This window comes from Paenibacillus sp. FSL R10-2199 (assembly GCF_038000235.1).
Classification (GTDB): domain Bacteria; phylum Bacillota; class Bacilli; order Paenibacillales; family Paenibacillaceae; genus Paenibacillus_AQ; species Paenibacillus_AQ phytohabitans.
Genome location: NZ_JBBOBO010000001.1, coordinates 2,028,637 through 2,045,728, shown reverse-complemented (window position 1 = coordinate 2,045,728; position 17,092 = coordinate 2,028,637). Strand labels below are relative to the sequence as shown.

At 53.3% G+C, this 17,092-nt stretch carries 17 protein-coding genes; 10 read left to right on the top strand and 7 right to left on the bottom strand.

Annotation, left to right across the window (positions count from 1 at the left end; translation table 11 throughout):
• The first annotated feature begins 25 nt into the window (after window positions 1-25).
• The 4 genes from NYE33_RS09125 (at window position 26) to NYE33_RS09110 (ending at window position 5,039) form a co-directional block, all read left to right on the top strand.
• Window positions 26-712: a response regulator transcription factor gene (locus tag NYE33_RS09125; protein ID WP_076247719.1), complete on the top strand. Its 687-nt coding sequence runs from the start codon at window positions 26-28 to the stop codon at window positions 710-712.
• Window positions 709-1,743 (top strand): sensor histidine kinase, encoded by a 1,035-nt coding sequence (locus tag NYE33_RS09120; protein ID WP_042139933.1) that lies wholly within the window; start codon window positions 709-711, stop codon window positions 1,741-1,743. The genes NYE33_RS09125 and NYE33_RS09120 overlap by 4 nt, the downstream gene beginning before the upstream one ends.
• Before the next feature lie 96 nt (window positions 1,744-1,839).
• A complete protein-coding gene (locus NYE33_RS09115) occupies window positions 1,840-2,538 on the top strand; it encodes an ABC transporter ATP-binding protein (RefSeq protein WP_042139934.1) in 699 nt (232 codons plus the stop codon).
• The gene (locus NYE33_RS09110) at window positions 2,535-5,039 is read left to right on the top strand and encodes an ABC transporter permease (RefSeq protein ID WP_341065521.1); all 2,505 of its coding nucleotides are present in this window, start codon (window positions 2,535-2,537) and stop codon (window positions 5,037-5,039) included. The genes NYE33_RS09115 and NYE33_RS09110 overlap by 4 nt, the downstream gene beginning before the upstream one ends.
• Before the next feature lie 50 nt (window positions 5,040-5,089).
• Here the strand turns inward: NYE33_RS09110 and NYE33_RS09105 are convergent, their stop codons facing one another.
• The 4 genes from NYE33_RS09105 to NYE33_RS09090 form a co-directional block, all read right to left on the bottom strand.
• Window positions 5,090-5,950 (bottom strand): helix-turn-helix domain-containing protein, encoded by an 861-nt coding sequence (locus NYE33_RS09105; protein ID WP_218639462.1) that lies wholly within the window; start codon window positions 5,948-5,950, stop codon window positions 5,090-5,092.
• Between the two features lie 36 nt (window positions 5,951-5,986).
• Window positions 5,987-6,958, bottom strand: a complete 972-nt coding sequence (locus NYE33_RS09100) for an EamA family transporter (RefSeq protein ID WP_341065519.1) — start codon at window positions 6,956-6,958, stop codon at window positions 5,987-5,989.
• Between the two features lie 4 nt (window positions 6,959-6,962).
• Complete coding sequence (locus NYE33_RS09095; RefSeq protein ID WP_076247727.1) at window positions 6,963-7,415, bottom strand: Lrp/AsnC family transcriptional regulator; 453 nt, start codon at window positions 7,413-7,415, stop codon at window positions 6,963-6,965.
• Between the two features lie 737 nt (window positions 7,416-8,152).
• The gene (locus NYE33_RS09090) at window positions 8,153-8,716 is read right to left on the bottom strand and encodes a GbsR/MarR family transcriptional regulator (protein WP_042139941.1); all 564 of its coding nucleotides are present in this window, start codon (window positions 8,714-8,716) and stop codon (window positions 8,153-8,155) included.
• Window positions 8,717-8,940: 224 nt separating this feature from the next.
• Here NYE33_RS09090 and NYE33_RS09085 point away from each other — a divergent pair, with 224 nt between their 5' ends.
• Genes NYE33_RS09085 through NYE33_RS09060 form a run of 6 tightly spaced genes read left to right on the top strand, consistent with a single transcriptional unit; the run spans window position 8,941 to window position 14,447 of the window.
• Window positions 8,941-9,891 (top strand): carbohydrate ABC transporter permease, encoded by a 951-nt coding sequence (locus NYE33_RS09085; protein ID WP_042139943.1) that lies wholly within the window; start codon window positions 8,941-8,943, stop codon window positions 9,889-9,891.
• 48 nt (window positions 9,892-9,939) lie between these two features.
• Window positions 9,940-10,776 carry a carbohydrate ABC transporter permease gene (locus tag NYE33_RS09080; protein ID WP_039307391.1) on the top strand — a complete coding sequence of 279 codons (837 nt, stop codon included), beginning with the start codon at window positions 9,940-9,942 and terminating at the stop codon, window positions 10,774-10,776.
• A 34-nt stretch (window positions 10,777-10,810) separates the two neighbouring features.
• Window positions 10,811-12,157, top strand: coding sequence for an ABC transporter substrate-binding protein (locus tag NYE33_RS09075; RefSeq protein ID WP_076247729.1), 1,347 nt, complete (start codon window positions 10,811-10,813; stop codon window positions 12,155-12,157).
• A gap of 31 nt (window positions 12,158-12,188) precedes the next feature.
• Window positions 12,189-13,118 carry an HAD family hydrolase gene (locus tag NYE33_RS09070; RefSeq protein ID WP_341065517.1) on the top strand — a complete coding sequence of 310 codons (930 nt, stop codon included), beginning with the start codon at window positions 12,189-12,191 and terminating at the stop codon, window positions 13,116-13,118.
• On the top strand, window positions 13,115-13,456 hold the full coding sequence (locus NYE33_RS09065) for a DMT family transporter (protein ID WP_039307319.1): 342 nt from the start codon (window positions 13,115-13,117) through the stop codon (window positions 13,454-13,456). The genes NYE33_RS09070 and NYE33_RS09065 overlap by 4 nt, the downstream gene beginning before the upstream one ends.
• 40 nt (window positions 13,457-13,496) lie before the next feature.
• Window positions 13,497-14,447: a metallophosphoesterase family protein gene (locus NYE33_RS09060; protein ID WP_341065515.1), complete on the top strand. Its 951-nt coding sequence runs from the start codon at window positions 13,497-13,499 to the stop codon at window positions 14,445-14,447.
• A 117-nt stretch (window positions 14,448-14,564) separates the two neighbouring features.
• Here NYE33_RS09060 and NYE33_RS09055 read toward each other — a convergent pair whose 3' ends face one another.
• From NYE33_RS09055 to NYE33_RS09045, 3 genes are all read right to left on the bottom strand, one after another.
• Window positions 14,565-15,389 carry a MetQ/NlpA family ABC transporter substrate-binding protein gene (locus tag NYE33_RS09055; protein ID WP_341068624.1) on the bottom strand — a complete coding sequence of 275 codons (825 nt, stop codon included), beginning with the start codon at window positions 15,387-15,389 and terminating at the stop codon, window positions 14,565-14,567.
• Window positions 15,390-15,476: 87 nt separating this feature from the next.
• Window positions 15,477-16,139 carry a methionine ABC transporter permease gene (locus NYE33_RS09050; RefSeq protein ID WP_341065513.1) on the bottom strand — a complete coding sequence of 221 codons (663 nt, stop codon included), beginning with the start codon at window positions 16,137-16,139 and terminating at the stop codon, window positions 15,477-15,479.
• Complete coding sequence (locus NYE33_RS09045; protein ID WP_341068622.1) at window positions 16,132-16,893, bottom strand: methionine ABC transporter ATP-binding protein; 762 nt, start codon at window positions 16,891-16,893, stop codon at window positions 16,132-16,134. Before NYE33_RS09045 ends, NYE33_RS09050 begins: the two co-directional genes overlap by 8 nt.
• Window positions 16,894-17,092 lie beyond the last annotated feature (199 nt).

Sequence of the window (17,092 nt, the reverse complement as noted above, 5' to 3'; positions counted from 1 at the left end):
TCATCCACACAAAGGAGTTACGCCCATGAAGACACTGCTGATCGTTGAAGATGACCGAAGCCTGAACAAGGGAATCGCCCTGTCCTTGGCTCAAAATGACTTAATTATAGAGCAGGCCTATTCTGTGGCGATGGCTGATCAGATTATATCCTCAACCCAGATAGATCTCATTCTGCTGGATGTGAATCTTCCGGACGGAAGCGGACTCGATTACTGCGAGAGAATCCGCCGAACCTCACAAGTGCCGATTATATTTCTGACAGCCAACGACATGGAGCCGGATATTGTTACCGGTTTTGCGCTGGGAGCTGATGACTATATTACGAAGCCATTCAGTCTGATGATTCTGCGGGCCCGGGTAATGGCCGTCCTGAGAAGGAGCGATGCACCTGCCAGTGACAGGATCGTTATCGGACCGCTGGAATTTGATTTTGGCAAAATGGAATATTTCAAGAATAGCCGCCCCCTGCTGCTGAGCAAGTCCGAACAGAAACTGCTGCGCATACTGGTAGTGAACAGAGGCAACATTCTGACCCGAGAGCAGCTGATCGACAAAACGTGGAGCCAGGAGGCTGTCTTCGTAGATGAGAACGCATTGACGGTAGCGATCAAAAGATTGCGGGCCAAAATCGAAGCTGAACCCTCCTCGCCCCAATATATTAAGACCGTTTATGGTTTAGGGTATACATGGACAGAAGGGCCGATTCTATGAAGGGACAAGAACGACTGCCGCATACCCGGCTGGTAAATCTGGGGTTTGCTGCGGCTTTTATCATTCTGGTGCTGGCTTATGTGACTTGTATTATATTACTGGATACCACTGGCTCATCCATCCTCGGACTCTCCCTTCTGTTTATACTCTGCATGCTGATCCTTGGAGGGGCCTGGTCCTGGTCGCTCAGGCATCAGCTCACTTCTTTTATGGGACAGGTAGAGATACTGGTAGACAACGCTACTCTCGGGCGTGAGCCAAACTATAATTATGAAGAAACCCTTCTCTCCTCCATAGAACATAAATTAATGCGGTACATAGAGATTGCCAGAGTGAACGGACAGAATCTGGAGACGGAAAAGAATAAAATTAAAGAACTGATCTCCGATATCTCCCATCAGACCAAAACACCGTTATCCAATATTATGATTTACAGCCAGCTGCTTGAGGAAAATCTGGTGCATGATGAGCATGCGCTCCCGCTTGTTCTCCAAGTTAAAAAGCAGTCGGAAAAGCTCGACTGGCTGATCCAATCCCTGGTCAAGCTGTCCAGACTTGAGACGGGCATGATTTCTTTGCACATGGTGTCTTCTCCTGTGATCCGCGCCGTTTCTGAAGCAGTTTCGCAGATTTTCATCCAGGCAGAGAGCAGCTGTATCACTATCAGTATAAGCTGTGAAGCCCACATCACCGCGCACCATGACTCCAAGTGGACAACCGAGGTGTTATTCAATCTGCTGGAGAACGCCGTGAAATATACAGGAGCGGGAGGCAGCATCCATATCACCGCTGAAGCGAATGAGATGTTTGTACGCCTGGATATCGCAGATACCGGCCGGGGAATCTCCCAGGAAGAGCTGCCCCAAATCTTCAAGCGGTTCTACCGGGGAAATAATGTGCGCGATATAGATGGCGTGGGAATAGGACTATTCCTGGCGCGGGAGATTATCACTGCACAAGGCGGACATATGAAGGCTGCATCTGTGCCCGGGCAAGGCACTGTGTTCTCGATCTTCCTGCCGCTATGCTGAATATGTCCATTCCGTCAGATTTCAGACACTCTCCTGTTAGATTTGTCTGATACCTTGAAGATGTGAATAAGAACATACGCACAGGAGGAATATAACATGCCTATTCTGCGAATAGAGAATCTCAAGAAATATTATGGAAAAGGAGCGCAGACGGTCAAGGCTCTGGATAACGTATCTATGAATGTCGAGAAAGGGGAGTTCGTGGCAATCGTCGGCACGAGCGGCAGCGGAAAAAGTACACTCCTGCATATGCTCGGAGGTCTGGACCGGGCCACAGAAGGCAAGGTGTATGTCAACGGGCATGATATTTTTCAGATGAGTGATGAGAAGTTAACCATTTTCAGGCGCCGCTCTGTCGGATTCGTCTTCCAGAGCTATAATCTGGTGCCGATCCTGAATGTGCTGGCAAATATCGTCCTGCCCATTGAGCTTGACGGAGGCCAGATCGACCAGGAGTATCTGAACCTGATTATCACGAGTCTGGGACTGCAGGAGAAGACCCGCAATCTGCCTGCTGCACTCTCCGGCGGCCAGCAGCAGCGCGTGGCCATCGCAAGAGCGCTTGCGACCAAACCTTCCATTATCCTTGCTGATGAACCCACCGGCAACCTGGACAGCAAGACCAGCCAGGAGGTGCTTATCCTGCTGAAACAGCTCAGTGTCAAATTCGACCAGACTATTGTTATGATTACGCATAACGAAGCCATCGCCCAGATGGCGGACCGGATCATCCGCATTGAGGACGGCAGGATCGCCTCAGGATTAACGCAGTCACCCGGGGAGGGCCGGTTATGATCGCTACAAACAACCGGAAGACCGTGTTCAACCTGGCGATGGCCAGCCTGCGGGCCAACCGGTTGCGAAATTTGGCGGCCATCTGCGCTATTGTGCTGACTACACTGCTTATTACTTCCATTTTCACTATGGCTCTGAGTATCAACCAGTCTATGCAATATGCACAAATGAAAACAGCCGGAAGTGACTTCCACGGAGGCTTCAAATACCTTACTCCGGAAGAAGCAGCTACACTGCGGAAGCATCCTTCAATTAAACTATATGACTACTCGCTCAGTTCCGGCAGATTGGGGAATAAAGAATTTAAGCATGATCCCGTTGAGGTGCTTCAGATTGATCAGGTCTACGCGGATCACAGCTTTATCGTGTTCACAGAGGGAGGATTGCCTACTGGAGAGAATGAGGTTGCCCTGAACACCTGGATTCTGGACAAGCTGGGGGTGCAGCCGGAGCTCGGCAAGGAAATCACGCTGCAGATAGATATTGGTGAGCGGATGATCAGCCAGAAGTTCACTTTGTCAGGCTATTATGAAGCGGACAAAGAGCTTGCGATGGCGGGACTGGCCTTTGTCTCGAAAGCTTTTACCGATAAAAACCTCTCAGACATCGATCCCGTACAATCAAGAGACAGCGGCTCCTACGTTAATACCTCAAATCTGAGTGTCATGTTCAGCAATTCCTTTCATATTGAGAGCAAGCTTAACAAGGTCCTGGCAGACACGGGAATTACGGCTCCTATCGGAATCAATTGGGCTTATTCCAGTGTATCTTTGGCGGAAAATGCAGTGAATATCATTCCATACGCCGCAGTTATCTTCATCATTATGCTTAGCGGCTACCTGCTTATTTATAATATTTTTTATATTTCGGTGGTCCGTGATGTGAAGTTCTACGGCCTGCTGAAAATGATTGGCACCACCCCGAGACAACTGCGGAGAATCATCGCTATTCAAGCCAGGCTGCTATACCTCATTGCCCTGCCGTTCGGCCTTGGCTTCGGCTATCTAATCGGCAGATGGGTTACACCTCTGACCACTTCGCTATCCGGAGAGTTTAAAGGAAGTTCGCTTTCGTCCAGTCCATGGATATTTGCAGGCGCAGCCCTCTTCTCCTTCCTGACCGTGTGGATCGCAGCGCATAAGCCGGGACGGCTGGCAGCGGACATCGCTCCCGTGGAAGCTGTTAAATTCTCAGGCGTTCAGAATGGCGGAGTGAAAACTCTCAGGTCCTCAAACCACGGGGCCAAGCTACACCGTATGGCGTTATCCAATCTGTTCCGGAGTCAAAAGAAGCTGAGCCTGATGTTATCTTCGCTTTTCTTAAGCATTCTGCTGTTTAATACGATATTCACCGTAATCTCCTCCATGGACGTCAATAAGTACCTCAGCGCCTACATTCATGGGGATTATATGATACACAACAAGGGCATTATCCAGCAGGAGGGGGAACGCTCAGTCAATGAAACAGAGCTGTCCGAGGAACTGTGCAGGCAGCTGAGTCATATAGACGGGGTGAACAGTATCGATAAAGTCTATTATAGCCTGCTCACCGTTCCTCCGGATGATATCATCCGCGCTTCACTGAAGTCGTCAGCCAATCCACAGGGCATCCCTGCCCGTGTCCACGCTCAGCTCTTCGGACTGGATTCAGGCTGGTACGATCTCGCAGAACAGGATGTGCTCGAAGGGGAATTCAACCGGGAGCAATTTGATTCCGGGGACTTCATACTGGTGACCCAGACTCTTACAGAGCCAGGCGCCTATGCAAGCTACTATCATCCCGGAGATAGGATCAGCTACCCCGGATTGAAGCAGAGCTACGAAGTGATGGCCGTGCTGAAATATGACGCTTTCTTTGCGGCAACCACCCAAACATATTTCGGCAACGGCTACAATGCCTTCCTGCCTGCAGCCAAGCTCCGCCAAGCCACTTTGGAGAGCGGGACTCCAGCAGACATCCTCTCGCTTACCCTGCATGCAGATCCCGCCAAGCTTGATGAAACGGGGCAATTGCTCAGAGAGGGCATCCGCCCGCTGGATGCTCTGCAGCTGAAATCCAGAGAAGATTACAGAGAGGAGTTAAGCGATAATATCCGTATTTTTGAGATTATCGGCTATGGCCTGAGTCTCGTAATCGCCCTCATAGGTCTGCTCAATTACATTAATTCTGTCCTTACCGGGGTGATCGCCCGCAGGCATGAATTTGCCGTTCTGGAGAGCATCGGGATGACTAAGAAGCAGCTCAAACGGATGCTTGTTTACGAAGGATTGTATACTGTACTGCTCACCGCTCTGCTTACCTCTACTATAGGCGTGCTGCTGACTTACTGGATCGCCAGGAATATTGCCGCGGGTATGGCCTATATGGAATTCCGCATGATGTGGCTGCCGTTCATTCTGGTCATTCCGGTACTGGCTGTTTTGTCTTATCTCATCACAATAAGTGCCTACAGACCGCTCGCCCGCAGCCCGATCGTCGAAAGGCTGCGTGAAATGGAATAAAGGCATGCTAAATAGCCGGATACTCTAAAGAGTACCGGCTGTTTCAGCAGTTATTTGGCGAAGGTCCGCGACACCCAATCGCCCAGAATATCCTCACTGAGGAATGGAGCCAGCGGCAGGAGTGCTGCCGCACCTTCTTTATTGAAGATACGCTCAGCTAGTCCATTCAGAGCCTCTTCACTGAGGAACGGAGCCAAGGGGAGCAGCGCTCCCGAGCCTTCCCGCTCAAAGACTGCCTCTGCCAGCTCATCCAGTAGCTCTTCTTCGAGGAACGGAGCCAGCGGGGGGAGCGCTCCCGGACCTTCTTTGGCAAAAGCGAGCTTGGCGCATTCCTCCAGCCCCTCCTCACTTACAAACGGGGCAAGCGCCACAAGTGCATGTTTTCCTCCTGAGGCATAAGCTTGTTTGGCAAGCTCGTCCAGCCCCTCCTCACTCATAAACGGGGCCAGCTTCAGCAGAGGCTGAATCCCCTCCCGCTCAAACACCTCCACGGCGCATTTATCCAGCGTCTCTTCGCTTAAGAATGGCGCCAGTGCCAACAGATCGTCTACTGCCGCACCCACCTTCACATGCTCAAACGCTTCGCCGATCTGTTCATTTTGCAGCAGCGGCGCAAGGTCCGAAAGCTCTTGTGCCGTGCCTTCCCCCCGCTGGAAATAATCCCCCGTGGTCTGATCCAGTACACTTTCGATAATCCGGGAGCTTCGCCCTTGTTCTTCTCCGAGGATCTCGCCGATCCCTACGCCAAAGATTTCCGCCAGCTCCGGAAGCTTGGAGATATCCGGCATACTTGCGCCCCTCTCCCAGTTGCTGACCGCCTGATAGCTGATTCCCAGCTTATCTGCGAGCCCCATTTGCGTAAGCCCGGCGGCTCCTCTCAATCTAACGATATTCCTGCCCACCTTCAACATGTCAAACACGCTTCCACCCCTTCGGCTAAGATGCTCTCAGTGTACCGACCGCTGCTGTTTTTGTATATCAAGCGCTGCTTGAGTTGCCGCCTGCTGGGGCTTGCCGCGGAAAATAGTCACCAGAACGACCGCTGCAATAATGATCACGGCTGCAATCAGTGTATTCAAGGTAAGCTGTTCACCGACCAGCAGCCAGCCAAGCAGTACCGCCACCACCGGATTAACGAAGGCATAGGTTGAGACGAGAGACGCGTCAGCATTCTTGAGCAGCCAGATGTAGGCCGTGTAGCCGATGATGGAGCCGAAGACGACCAGATAACCGAGTGCCAAATATGAGCGCATAGAAATGCCGGAAATATCGAGCTTGGACCAGTCGCCGGTGAAATAGGAGAAAATCATCAACAGCGCCCCTCCCGTCAGCATCTGTGCTGCCGTTGACATCAGCGGGGAATCCGGCATTGCAGCACTGCGTGAATACATCGATCCGACTGCCCAGCTTATGGAAGCTATTAATAAGGTAATAATACCGATTAAATCGGTGGCGGTCCCCGTATCTCCCTTCCCCGGCTGGAAGACCAGCACAGCAATGCCCAGCAGCCCCAGTACAATCCCGGCGATGACACCGGTATTCGGACGTTTGCCGCCGCGGCCAAACCAGCCCATCAGCATCATCCAGACGGGAACGGCCGCAACGATCAGTGAAGCGATAGATGAAGATACTCTTTGCTCTGACCAGGCCACCACACCGTTGCCTCCAAGCAGCAGCAAGGCGCCGACAATCGCCGAAGACCGCCACTCGCGCCCGGCCGGACGCTTCGCTCCGCTTAATCTGGCAATCATATAGAGCACAGCACCGGCTGCAAAAAACCGTACTCCAGCCATCAGAAAAGGCGGCATCGTCTCAATCGCAATCTTCATGCCGACATAGGTGCCTCCCCAAAACAAATAAACGCACAATAGCGCAATACCAACCACGTACACCGGATTCACTTTCTTCTTCTGCGGCATACCGCTACACCCCCTTCAATCCGTCCTCATATATAGTTGATAAAATAAAAGTAGTCGAGGTTTCCTTAATGTCAGGAATACGGAGAATCTCGTCAAGCAGAAGTGTAAGCTCCTCCGGCGAGGTCACCCTCACCTTAAGCAGCATGCACCACTCTCCCGCCAGCCGCTGGCATTCGATGATGCTCACGCCCGGGATTTGGATGCGGATAATCTGTTCTGCCGCCTCCTTAAAGCCCTGGCTGACCACCTTCACGGAGATCATGACCTTAATCTTCTGGTCCAGCTTGCTCCAGTCCACAATTCCCCTATAGCCCTTGATTACTCCGCTTTTCTCCAGCTTGCCGACTCTCTGATGCACAGATGGCCGCGAGATATGCAGCAGCTTGCCGATCTCTTCATGGGACAGTCTTCCGTTCTCTTCCAGCAGCTTTAGAATTCTAATATCGAGTTCATCCACAAGACCGCCTCCTGGGCAAAATTATAGCATGATTTATATGAATAACGACTAATCGTTAGTGTTCATCAGTAAAATCAAACGTTTCGTAAGATAAACGGGAAATAATCTCGTTAATCGTTATAATACCGGCTCAAATCTATCCTGAGAATAACGAATCGTAGGTGCGTTTGATACGAAAAAACCCAAGTCTTGAGCCGCCAGCTGGAGAAGCTGGTTTGGGCCACTGCTTGAGCGGGATGATGCTGGGGGATATTTGATATTTGCTGCAAAACTCCAGACTGGGGCAGAACGGAGAGAGCGTACAATAACCAGCTGGCTGCATGAGTAAAACAAACGAGTTTGAAAAGGCTGGGTTGTACTGAATTCGGCTTAATCGAACCCAGTTTTCGACCCCAAACCATAACTCAACCGGACTGAGAGGACCTTATTTTACGAAAAGGACTGCTTTGTCCGGGCAAACGGACTCAGAATCCTCTATTTACTTCCGGGCACACCAAAACAAGGGTCTTTGAGACATTTAGCGGAATCTGAGTCCGCGCAGGTTAAATAACAGGGTATTTTCGCCAAATAGGGGATTGTCAGTCCGGTTCCCGCAGGATATCGGTCTCCACCACAGTTGTGTTCCCGTGTCACAGAGGAACTGGAGACGCAGACTTTCATTGCTCCGTCCACAGCGACAGCGATCAGCAGCTACTTCTGTCCAGCGTCGGCGGCTACGCATTCCCCGAGCTCAGCAGCTACTCTCTGCCCGGCAAGCCGCCGCCGAACACCGTTCCTTCCGCAAGCCCGGACACGAACTGCTGCAGCCAGACATAATATTCAGCGGCATGCTTCAGCTTGTCCAGATCCTTGAGGCAGGCCTGCCGTTCCTCCTCCGGAGTGTCCTCCGCATCGATAAGGGCCTGCAGTTCAGGCACCGCCGTCCCCATCGCCTCCTGCATCACATCGATCTCCCGCTGAAGCTTCAGCGTGAAGAAGTTCCGGAAGGCCTGGAAGAAATCCGTCTCCGCCGCATATAGCTCCTTCCGCTCACGCTTCTCCTCCAGCTTCGTAACCATCCGGGAGGCGATCAGGGAGCGGACACCGTAGCTCATATTGCTTTTGCTCATATTCATGACCTGCTTCATTTCCTCCAGCGTCATCGGCTTGTCCTCAAAGAACATAATTCCGTACAGCTGCCCGAAGGAATAATTCGCTCCATACAAATCCATCGTCTGCGCTATCGCATCAATCATCGGACCAAGGAGCTGCTCCCGTGGCGAACGATGCGGGTTGTCCTCGCCAAATGCGGCCTGTTTCATCAGGGTAGCACCTCATTTTCGCATAGAATTGTTCTCTCTACATTACACAAAACTGAAGCTTTGCGGCAGACTTACTACAAATTTTACACAAATTCCGAAGTATGTTTACTCCCGCTTGACCACAAGCCTCGTCCATGAGTGTACAATTTTTTTTGAACAGAGGAGCTGTCCTCTGCATTATACCGCACCAAACAATGTAGATGGAATGGGGTATTGGGACGAAAATGACACGTTCAAAACTTATTAGCGGCCTTAAGCCCGTGCTGTTCACGCTGCCGGCAATGATCCCGTTCGCCCTGTTCTGGCTGGCACCGCTGCTGTATGTACTGTATCTCAGCTTCACGGAATGGGATTTCATGAGCCCGGAGAAGACCTTTGTCGGCCTGCAGAATTATACCGACCTGCTCAGCAATCCGGCTTTTTACCAGGCCTTAAGAGTAACCGTGCTCTTCTGTGCGGGCAGTGTGCTGCCGATCATCCTGCTGGGACTGGGCCTTGCCCTCCTGATGAACCATAAAACAACCCCACGAAGTGGAGCTTTAGCTTCGAGGTTTACTCAGGTACTTCGCGGGGGCCCCACGTTCAACTTAAAGGGCTCTGCCCTGTATCAGGTGCTGCTGTTCTCGCCTTGGGTCACACCAACCGTTGCCGTATCCATCGTCTGGTCCTGGATATATGAGCCTGATGTCGGCCTCGCCAATACAGTGCTCGGCTTCTTCGGCCTTGAGCCGATCGGGTGGCTGCAGGACCCCAAGTGGGCGCTGATTGGCGTGCTGCTCGTAACGATCTGGAAATCAGTAGGCTGGGCGATGATCTTCTATCTGGTGGCGCTGCGGAATGTGCCTTCAGACCTGCTGGAAGCCGGGGAGCTTGACGGGGCAAGTCCGGTGCAGAAGTTCCTCCGCATCACGCTGCCGCTGATCTCGCCGACCACACTGTTTCTGTTCGTGGTACAGCTCATCTCGGCGCTTCAGGCCTACGATCAGATTAATGTGCTGACGCAGGGCGGCCCGTCCGGCTCTACCCGCACCTTGCTGTATCTGTATTATCAGTCCGCATTCGAATCGTTCCAGATCGGAGAGGCTTCCACTGTAGCTGTCGTCCTGGTCTTCCTATGCATGCTGCTGTCGGTGTTCTCTTTCAGCATCAGCAAGCGGACCACCCATTACCAATAGCAGTTATCTGTTCTTATCTTTCGTACAAGGAGGTCTCACCGCTTGCGTATGCTCACACGGCTCAGCGGACCGGCCCGCCAGATTTTTTTCGCCGCGCTTGCTCTGCTGATGGCCTTTCCGTTCTACTGGATGGTTACCAGCGCACTCAAAACCAATGATGAAATCTGGCGCTCCCCGCCCACGCTCTGGCCTGAGGTACCGCTCTGGGGGAATTTCGCCGCAGCCTGGAACGAGGCCCCCTTCGCCCGATATATGGGCAACAGCATCTTCGTTGCTGTCTCCATCGTCATCCTGCAGACGATCAATTCCGGGATGATGGCGTATGCGCTGACGCATATGAAGTTCCGCCTGAAGGGTGTTTTTGCCGGAGTTATTCTGTTCGGTTACATGGTTCCGGCTACAGCCGTCTATCTGCCCGGATATCTGGTATTGTCCGAGCTGCATCTGCTGAACTCCTATGCCGGCCTGATTCTCTCTAATTGTGTAAGTATCTTCTCCATCTTCCTGATCAGACAAGCCTTCCTGCAGGTGTCGCATGAGCTGGTGGAGGCGGGTGAAGTGGACGGCGCTTCGCATATGCGGATTCTCTGGACGGTGCTGGTCCCGGTTACGCGGTCATCCTTCGCCGTACTGGCGCTGATTACCTTCATTGATCAGTACAACAATTATTTCTGGCCGATGCTGATTACCAAGGACCCCAGCCTGCAGCTGGTATCAGCCGGTCTGCGCAGCTTCTTCGTGGAAGGAGGTGCGTACGGACTGAAATGGCCGCTCATCATGGCCGCCAGCGCCTTCACGATTGCCCCGCTGCTGCTTGTCTTCCTGCTGGCGCAGAAAACGATTATGCAAAGTGTCAACATGACCGCAGGCTCCAGTAAAGGCTGAAATCTAACACTTCCAAACAAAGAGGAGAATGATGATGAACGTATTCAAAAGGTTGTCTGCAGTATCCATGATTGCCGGACTTTCCGTACTCACTGCCTGTGGCGGTAATTCTGCTTCGGGCAATGTTACGGCAGCGGACGGTGCCGCCACAGTGCCTGCCGCTAATGCTGCTCCGGCTGGAGGCGCACCGGTAACTATTGAATTCTGGTATGGACTCGGCGGCAAGCTCGGTGAAAATATGGAATCGCTCATTCAGAAATTCAATGCCTCCCAGCAGGAGGTCATCGTCAAGGGCATTGTGCAGGCAGATTATACAGAAACCGAACAGAAGCTTCAGGCAGCGATCGCTACCGGGCAGGTTCCGGCAGCCGTGCTCTCTTCCAATATAGACTGGGCCCGCAAAGGCTACTTCGCTGCGATAGATGAGCTGATTGCCGGGCAGCCGGATTTCAATCAGGCCGATTTCGTCCAGACCTTCCTGAGCCAGGGCCAGGTTGACGGCAAGCAGTACTTCCTCCCGATGTATGGAACGACGCAGGTGATGTACTACCGTAAGGATGCTTTTGAGAAAGCCGGCATTGATCCCAGCCAGATTAAGACCTGGGAAGACCTCGCTGCAGCTGCCAAGAAAATGACAGTCACAGAAGGCGGCAAAACCAGCTTCTACGGCTGGGAGCCGATGTGGGGCTCCGGCAATATGATTGACGCTGTACTCAGTAAAGGCGGCAACATTCTCAGTGAGGATGGCAAAACAGTTACGATCGACTCTCCTGAATGGATCGAGACCTGGGACTTCTTCCGCCAGTCGATTCATGAAGACAAGACCATGCGTATTCACTCCGGCGGACAAGGCTGGGAGTACTGGTACAAGACGATTGACGATGTAATGAAAGGCCAGGCGGCCGGATATACCGGCTCCAGCGGCGACCAGGGCGATCTCGACTTCAGCATCGTCTCCGCGATGGAGCAGCCGGGCTGGGCCGGAGTCGGCGAAGGCAAACCTGTGGCTCAGGCAATTATGGCCGGTATTCCTGCCAAGGCCGGAGATGCCGAGCAGCAGGCTGCCATGAAATGGCTGGCCTACTTCACGAATTCCGAGAATACCGCCTTCTGGTCCATTAACACCGGATATATTTCCGTCCGCCAGTCTGCACTCGAAGATCCGGCATTCGTCACTTTCAGTGAGACTAATCCGCAGATCAAAATTCCGTTACAGCAGGCATCCCACGCTTCTGCTCCCTTCCAGGACCCTACCGGAGGCAAAATCAACGATGCCCTGACGATCGCTGCGGACAAGGTTCAGATTGAGAATATTCCGGCGGCTGAAGCCCTTAAGGAAGCGCAGCAAACCGCACAGGCGGCATTGGATAAACTGAAATAACCAGAAATTCATGCTCCAAAAACTTCAGGCAATGATCTATCAGATACAGGAGGACGGCAGCATGCCTACGCTCATTACCCCGTACGGGGAGCATTCCATATCCGCCATTCTGTTCGACAAGGATGGCACCCTCCTGGAGTTCGTCTCCCTCTGGGGCAGCTGGGGCGAGTGTTTCCTCGCCCGGTTCTCCCGGCAGCTGGAGGAGCATGGCCTTGAATTTCCGGCGCAGCACCTGGCCTCGCTGCTCGGGACCGTTCACGATGCAGAGGGCAGAATTATTGATTATGACCGTAACGGCCCCCTGGCCATGGGAACCATGAACGATCTCTATGCCATTCTGTCCTGGCAAGGCTATCTGCTTGGCTTATCCTGGGCAGAGTCGATGGAGCTGACTGACCGCTGCCGCCAGGAGGCGGATGCGTTAATGGAGCAGAGCAAGCCAGTGCTCCCGCTCCCCGGCCTGCTACATTTCCTTGAAGAATGCGCAGCCGAAGGAATTCCGCTGGCCGTAGTCACTGCCGATGAAACCGCAGCGGCGGAGAATCACCTCCGCTGGCTCGGCATCCGCGGGTATTTCAGCGCCGTGATCGGCACAGATCAGGTGGAGCGCGGCAAGCCCTTCCCCGACATGGCGCTGCTGGCCTGCGAACGGCTGGGGATACAGCCGGCCGAAGCTGCTGTGATCGGCGACACGAACGGCGATATGCGGATGGCCAAGGCTGCCGGGGCGGCTGTGGCCATCGGGATTGCCGGCACTGCGGCAGCCGGGCCGGCAGCTGCTGCGACCAGAGCAGCTGCCGTTGCTGCCAGCAGCCCGGCCTGCGCGAATGCAGCGGCAACAGACCGGGCTGGTGGCAGTAGCCGTGCGGCAGATACACGGCCATTACGCAGTCTTTTGCCGGATGCAGATTGTTTGGTGCGGTCTTATGCGGAGCTTGGTATAGGAAGGATAGCACGATGAGGGCCGAGGGGGCCTTAGCCTGGGTGTTTCTCGCAATGGCGATTGTGTTCGAGCTCTCCGGAACCCTCTCGATGAAACTATCCCATGGCTTCACCCGGCCCTGGCCCTCCGTGCTGATGTTCCTGTTCTACGGGATCAGCTTCACCTCGCTCAATGTTGCCCTTACCTCCATCAAAGTTGGAGTTGCTTATGCGGTATGGTCGGGGGCAGGCATCATCCTGATCTCCGTGGCGGGCGCGCTTTTTTTTGAAGAACGGCTGACCTTCTCCTCACTCTTGTGGGTGACCGTAATCGTAGCCGGCATTGTGGGCCTAAACATCAGTGCCAAAGGGCATTAGGAAGATATTCACACATCATCAAAGGAGGCTCACCCTGCGAATGAACACAAGCGGACGTGGCGGACCACCGCCGCTGTTAACCTTTCAGATTATTACCGACACCCACGTCACGGCCGATCCGGCACATGAATACAATCTGAATTTCGAACGGGCACTGCAGGATTTGGCCGTCCATGCGCAGGGCAGCAGCGGAATTATGCATATCGGGGATATCACGGATCATGGTTTCGCGGAGGAATATGCTGAGGTCCACCGTATTCTTCAGCTGCATCAGGCATCGCTGCCGGAGATCCGCTACACTTTGGGCAACCATGATGTGGGCCTCGGCCACTGGGAATCCCGGCTTGCGATGTACACTTCCCGTATGGGTATGCCTGGTCCCTATCATGACCATTGGATCGGCGGGTATCATTTCATCTTCCTTGGAACTGAGGAGGGTCTGCCCACGTTCTGCAATCTGTCGGACGAACAGCTTAAGTGGCTGGACCGTAAACTCGGAGAACAGGCACCCGACAATCGGCAGTCTGGCGGGCAAATGGAGCTGGAGCTCGGTGCAGCCGCGCCGCCGGATCAGCCGGTCTTTCTCTTCCTGCACCAGCCGCTGAAGGACACGGTGGCCGGTTCACTGGAATCGCAGGAGTGGTATGGCGTTACTCAAGACAAGGAGCTGCGCTCCATTCTTGCGAAGTATCCGCAGACGCTGCTCTTCACCGGACATACCCACTGGGAGCTGGAGGCCGGCAATACGATGTACCCCGGCAACGGGGAGACAGCTACCATGTTCAACGCCGCTTCTGTCGCCTACCTCTGGACGAATGCGGATGAGCACAAGACGGGCAGCCAGGGCTTCTATGTGGAGGTCTACGCTGATAAGGTGCTTGTACGGGGACGCGATTTCACTACGGGAACCTGGATTGAAGCGGCTCAATACGAGGTTGTTAACACCGTTAATGTACTCGGGCAATCTTCTGAAAAAGTCCATATTAAATAAACAAGCTTCATTATAATAGCTGCAATAAAAACAGCCTTCTCCATCAATAAGGAGAAGGCTGCTGTGCGTAAAGGCTGCAAAACTATACATCCGTTTGCGGATGCAGTCTATTTTCAATCAAAAAGCAGGCAGCGCAATATCCGCGTAATTATCCTCAAGGAACTTCTTCACTTCCGGGCCGCTGATCGCCTTGGCCAGCTTCTGGATCGCCTCGGAATCCTTGTTGTCCTCACGGGCAACGAGCGTGATCGTAAATGCGGAATCCTCACCTTCGGTGATCAGCGCATCCTTCTTGGGGGTCAGGCCGAGCGGGCTGGCATACGCCGGAGTCATCGCCACCAGGTCCGCATCATCCAGCATCCGGGCCAGCATCAGCAGATCGACCTCCTCGAACTTAAAGTTCTTGGTATTGGCGGTAATGTCCGCCTGGGTCGCCTGGATGCCAACCCCTTCCTTCAGCGTAATCAGTCCGGCATCCGCGAACATTTGCAGGGAGCGTCCGATATTCGAAGGATCATTCGCCATTACAAGGGTTGCTCCATCAGGCAGTTCATCAATGCTCTTATAGCGTTTGGAGTAACCGCCATAGATGGCATCATACACCGGTTGAACCGCAACGAGCTTCGCATCTTTGCTGGCATTGAACTGTTCCATGTAAGGTACATGCTGGAAGAAGTTCGCGTCCACTTCTTTGTTCGCCAGCGCTTCGTTCGGCTGCACATTATCGGACAGCACCACAACCTCCATGTCCACGCCTTCTTCTTTCAGGATCGGCTTCACGATATCAAGGATATCCGTCATCGGCGGAATCAGCGAGGCTACCTTGATCTTCACAGGTTCAGTGCTGGTGGCAGCCGGTGTCTCTTCCGCTTCCTTGTTGTTTCCGCAGCCCGCAAGCGCGAGTACCAATACGAGCAGTGTTAATCCGAAGGCAGCTTTCATTCTTGTTCCGGTTCTCTTAACCGTTCCGTACCCTGCAGTCATCGTCTTCTTCATTGTTATCTCCAGCCCCCATTGTTATATAGTTTCTCAGCGTTTATCCAGCAGTCTTGCCAGTGTACTTCCTGTGAACTGAATCAATTGCACCAGCACAATCATGACGAGTATGGCGTAGATCATCACTTCTGTCTCGAAGCGCTGATATCCGTAGCGGATCGCGAAATCGCCAACCCCGCCGCCGCCGACCACACCCATTACTGTTGAAAAAGATATGAAGCTAATCGTAGACGCAGTCAGTCCCAGCACCAGTCCGGACCGGGCCTCTACATACAGAAACTTAAAAATGACTCCCAGCCTCGATGCACCCATGGATAGCGCAGCTTCAATCGTTCCTCTGGGAACCTCCAGCAGAGACTGCTCCACCAGCCGTGAATAATAGGCAATAGCGACGATAGATAACGGCACCGTTGCCGCCATCGTACCAATTGCCGTACCCACCACCAGGCGGGTGAATGGAATCAGAGCCACCACCAGCAGCAGGAACGGAAACGAACGCACCACATTTACAATGCTGTTCAGTATGAGAGACAGGCTTCTGTTCTCATACAATTGGCCTTTGCGGCAAAAATACAGCAGTGTCCCCAGCGGAAGCCCCAGCAGCAGCGCAGCCCCCACGGAGATTCCGACCATCACAAAGGTCTCTCCGATCGACTGCCACATCTGATCCTGATACTTCAGCATGCTCTCAAACATAGGGTTCCCCCGTTCTTCCCGTAATTCTCTCCCGGTAGGAGCCCGAATGGCTCCCCGGCGGAAGAAAGCCGGCCTCATCCCGGGAAAAGAAGTCAACCATCCGTCCGCTCTCCATTACAGATACCTCTGAGCAGATGCTCCGGACGACATCCAGCTCATGGGTAACTATAACGACAGTAACACCGAGCGAATCATTGATGTGGCGGAGCACACCCAGGATATCCGCCGTGGTGCCCGGATCAAGCGCGGAGGTCGGCTCATCGCACAGCAGCAGCTTCGGATTGTTCGCCAGCGCCCGGGCAATCGCTACCCGCTGGCGCTGGCCGCCGCTGAGCTGCGCCGGATAGTGATTAGCTTTGTCCGCAAGCCCGACAAACTGCAGACATTCCAGCACCCGCTTCATCCGTCCGGCACGCGGCACTCCGGCAAGCTCCAGCGGAATCGCCACATTGCGGCTGACGGTGGCATTGCCGACAAGATTGAACTGCTGAAAGATCATGCCGATTCTTTGCCGCTGCTGCCGCAGCTCCTTGTCCGGCAGCTCTGTAAGCAGCTTGCCGTCTACAGTAACCGTTCCCATATCGGGCCGCTCCAGCAGATTGATCAGCCGCAGGAGTGTAGATTTGCCGGCACCGCTTGCCCCGATAATGCCGTGAATAGCACCCGTCTTCACTTCAAGCGATACATTGTCCACAGCAGTATATGGGCCGTCCTTCAGAGCGAAGCTTTTGCTAACCTGACTCAGTGATAGAATATGAAGCCCTCCTCAATAGACTGCCTGGACTACAGCGCTCCACCTTCGGCTGTATTGTACTATAATTATTTAAAATCTGTTTCATTAAAAATCTCTTTAAATAATAAGGCATTTCTTCCGCTGTGTCATCATTTTTCTCAAAATGATTTATAAGCGCTCCGGAAGGTATACCCATTATAAGGATGCCCCTGGGCCGTTT